At 65.4% G+C, this 937-nt stretch carries 1 protein-coding gene; it reads right to left on the bottom strand.

Features of this window, described 5'->3' with window-relative positions; genetic code table 11:
* Positions 1 to 937: DUF5801 repeats-in-toxin domain-containing protein (locus tag ACB037_RS21275; protein WP_371175902.1), on the bottom strand; the 937-nt coding region annotated here is incomplete at both ends.

Raw genomic sequence — 937 nt, 5'->3', positions numbered from 1 at the left:
GCGGTCAGGGCCGGCTGCTCGCTGATGTCGGCAAACGACACCTCGCTCACCCGATCCGAGCCCGCATTGACCTGGAAGTGGCCGGTGCCGGTCAGAGTATTGCTGCCGTCGAGCCCACGCTCATCCAGGCTCACTCCGCTGCCCCCTACGAAGTGCGGCGCATGGCCGTCCTTGATGGTGAGCGGCAAGTCGGTGGAGACCCTGTCCCCATCCTTGTCGGTCAGGGTGACGGTGAGCGGCAGGTCGAGGGATTCGCTTCCCTGGTGATCCAGCTCGGCCCCCAGGGTCACCTTGGCGGTGACGCTCCAGTTGCCGTTGTTCTCAACGAGGCTCAGCTCGGCCCGCAGCACCTCGCGGCCATCCGCGCTGGTCCCCACCAGCTCGCCGTTGGCATCCAGGGTGAAAGTCACCGGGCTGCCGTGGCTGCTGTACTTGCCATCCAGGCTCTGCTGAATGGCGGCGATATCGAATTTGAGGCTGCTCGTATCGAGTGCATCAGCCCCGTGGCTCACGGTGAAGCTCATGTGGCTCACCACATCCTTCGCCCCCTGGTTCGCCTCCGTCATCTCGGTGCCGGTCACGGCGCTGATGACCGGATTGGCCCCGTCGCCGATGGCCACGCTCAGGGTGGAGGAGACTGTATCTCCGTCACTGTCGGTCAGGGTAAAGCCCGCCTTGAGCAGACTGTCTGCACTCCCCTGATCCAGCGGCTGGTTCAGGGTGAAGACGTAGTGACCGTTCTGATCCAGCGTCAACGTGAAGACGTTCTGGCCGTTGACGGCGCCGCTGATGCTGTTGCCGCTGATGGTGATGACCACGGGCAGGCCGCCGCTGGTGAGCCCCTGCAGGCCGGGCTGGCTGGCATCGAATGCGATGTTGACCAGAGGGTCGGCCCCGGCGGTGATGGCCAGATCCCCGGTGAGGGTCTGGGCCGCGC

The organism is Aeromonas sp. S19(2024) (assembly GCF_041402625.1).
In the GTDB taxonomy this organism is placed as follows: Bacteria; Pseudomonadota; Gammaproteobacteria; order Enterobacterales; family Aeromonadaceae; genus Aeromonas; species Aeromonas caviae.
Note: the sequence above shows the minus strand (reverse complement) of the source record. Positions and strands in the feature narration are given on the sequence as shown.